At 60.7% G+C, this 384-nt stretch carries 1 pseudogene; it reads right to left on the bottom strand.

What is annotated here, in order from left to right:
* A pseudogene (locus EE949_RS22395) lies at positions 1-384 on the bottom strand (glycine cleavage system aminomethyltransferase GcvT); the annotation flags it as partial.

Raw genomic sequence — 384 nt, 5'->3', positions numbered from 1 at the left:
GTGTAGCCGGTGCGGGCGATGAACCAGTCAGCGTTGTCATGGCCTTCGAAAGGTTTGAGCTGGCGAATCAGATCGGCACGGGCACTGGTTACCAACTCGGCGATTCTGATTCGGGCCTGTGGCCCCTGAATCGCCAGCATGGCCATTTCACTGCGCTCGACCAGTTGCACGTCGAACCCTTCCAGCCTGGACTGCATCCAGGCGAAGTCCTTGGCGCCGGTCGCCGCATTGACGACCAGCCGATAACCGCTGGTCGTGAGGTAGACGATCATGTCATCAATGATGCCGCCATGATTGTCGAGCATGGCGCTGTAAAGGGCCCGACCCGGCGTCTTGAGCCTGTCGACGTCATTGGCCAGCAGGTAACGCAGCCAGGCCTTGGCC

This window comes from Pseudomonas viridiflava, from assembly GCF_900602065.1.
Taxonomy (GTDB): domain Bacteria; phylum Pseudomonadota; class Gammaproteobacteria; order Pseudomonadales; family Pseudomonadaceae; genus Aquipseudomonas.
The sequence above is the reverse complement of the archived record's forward strand: the minus strand, read 5'-3'. Positions and strand labels throughout refer to the sequence as shown.